Source organism: Jiangella ureilytica, from assembly GCF_004348545.1.
In the GTDB taxonomy this organism is placed as follows: Bacteria; Actinomycetota; Actinomycetes; order Jiangellales; family Jiangellaceae; genus Jiangella; species Jiangella ureilytica.
Map to the genome: position 1 here is coordinate 1 of NZ_SMKL01000147.1, position 2,007 is coordinate 2,007.

Below are 2,007 nucleotides of genomic sequence, written 5' to 3' on the forward strand. Positions count from 1 at the left end.
AGGTCACGGAGGATCGACGCGGCGTCGGCCGGTTCGTTCCCGAGCTGTTCGTGCTGGCGCTGGTGGCGGCGGTCCTGTTCCGGCCGCGCGTGGCCGGCTGGTTCGACAGTGCGACCCTGCAGACGTGGTCGACGGTGTTCGTGTCGATCACGCTGCAGGCGTTGCCGTTCCTCGTCCTCGGTGTGGTGGTGAGCGGGGCGGTGACGGCGTTCGTGCCGTCCTCGCTCATCGCCCGGCTGCTGCCGGACCGCCCGGCCGTGGCGGTGCCGTCGGCGAGCCTGGCCGGGGCGCTCCTTCCGGGGTGTGAGTGCGGGTCGGTGCCGATCGCCGGGCGGCTCACGTCGCTCGGCGCGGCGCCGGCGGCCGCGCTGGCGTTCATGCTGGCCGCGCCCGCGATCAACCCGGTCGTCATGGCCGCGACGGCGGTCGCGTTCCCCGGGCAGCCGGAGATGGTGCTGGCCCGGTTCCTGGCGTCGTTCGCGGCCGCGGTCGTGGTCGGGTTGCTGTGGGCACGGTTCGGCCGCGGCTCGTGGCTGCGGCTGCCGCCGCGTCCGGTGACCGACGGCGCGTCGCGGCTGGACGTGTTCGCCGGCACCGCCCGCCACGACTTCCTGCACGCCGGTGGCTGGCTGGTCGTGGGCGCCGCCGCGGCCGCCGCGCTGCAGGTGCTCATCCCCCGTTCGGTCGTCACCACCGTCGCGACCAACGAGTGGCTCGCGGTGGCGGTGCTGGCCGGGTTGGCGGTGCTGCTGGCGCTGTGCTCGGAGGCGGACGCGTTCGTCGCGGCCAGCCTGTCGCAGTTCTCGCTGACCGCCCGGCTGGTGTTCCTCGTCGTCGGCCCGGCCGTCGACATCAAACTCATCGCGCTGCAGGCCGGCACGTTCGGCCGCGGCTTCGCGCTGCGGTTCGCGCCGCTGACGTTCGTGGTCGCCGTGTCCAGCGCCCTGGTCGTCGGGTGGTGGCTGCTGTGAGACTCGCCGCGAACCTGATGGATCGGCGGATGGAGTCGATCCTGCTGATCGCGATCGGCGCCGTCGCCGCCCGGTTCGGCTTCTCCGATGCCGCGCTGGCCTACCTCAAACCGAGCTTCCAGCCGATCCTGCTGATCGGCGGCGTCGTGCTCGTCCTGCTCGGCGGGCACGGCCTGCTGCGCGACGACCGTGGCGGCCACGAGGGACACCACCACGGCGGGTCGCCGGGCGTCGCCTGGCTGCTGGCCGTCCCGCTGCTGGTACTGCTGCTCATCGCACCGCCCGCGCTCGGCTCGTTCGCCGCGGGCCGGCAGGGCCCGATCACGGCCGGCTCCGACTCCGGCTTCGTCGAGCTGCCGCCCGCGCGCGAGGGCGCCGTCGACCTCGGCCTGCGCGACTTCGTCACCCGCGCGCTGCAGGACCCGGACCGCTCCCTCGACGGTGTCCCGGTGCGCGTCATGGGGTTCGTGGTGCCGGACGAGTCCGGCGACGGGTACCTGCTGTCACGGTTCACGGTGGCCTGCTGCGCCGCCGACGCCACCGCCTACACGACACGCGTCGTCGGCGACGGCGACCGCACCGCCGACACCTGGATCGAGGTCACCGGCCGCTGGGAACCCGGCGACGACGGCGACGTGCCCGTCCTCGCGGCCGACGGCGCCACCGTCGTGCCCCCGCCCGACGAGCCCTACGAGTACTGATCCTCGACGTAGAGTCGTCATCGTCAGCGATGTCACGACGTGAGGATCGGTTCCATGCCCGGTACCCCCGTGCGGCGGCAGACCCGGCAGAAGCACGAGGTCCGCGCCGCCCTGCTCGACAGCGACGACTTCGTCAGCGCCCAGGACCTCCACGCCCAGCTGCGAGCGAGCGGTTCCCGCATCGGCCTGGCCACCGTATACCGCAACCTCAACGAGATGGTCCACAACGACGAAGCCGACACATACCACGCACCAAGCGGCGAACAGCGGTTCCGCTCCTGCAGCCGCGACCACCATCACCACCTGATCTGCAGGAAATGCGGCAAGGCCACCGA

The 2,007-nt window shown here is 72.9% G+C and carries 3 protein-coding genes; all 3 read left to right on the forward strand.

The annotated features are described in order from the left end of the window. On the forward strand, positions 1-971 hold a 971-nt coding region (locus E1212_RS29020; RefSeq protein ID WP_131989013.1), incomplete at its 5' end, for a permease. Positions 972-1,000: 29 nt separating this feature from the next. Continuing rightward, on the forward strand, positions 1,001-1,672 hold the full coding sequence (locus E1212_RS29025; RefSeq protein WP_162605681.1) for a TIGR03943 family putative permease subunit: 672 nt from the start codon (positions 1,001-1,003) through the stop codon (positions 1,670-1,672). A 54-nt stretch (positions 1,673-1,726) separates the two neighbouring features. Next, the coding region (locus E1212_RS29030) for a Fur family transcriptional regulator (RefSeq protein WP_131989017.1) at positions 1,727-2,007 on the forward strand (281 nt) is incomplete at its 3' end.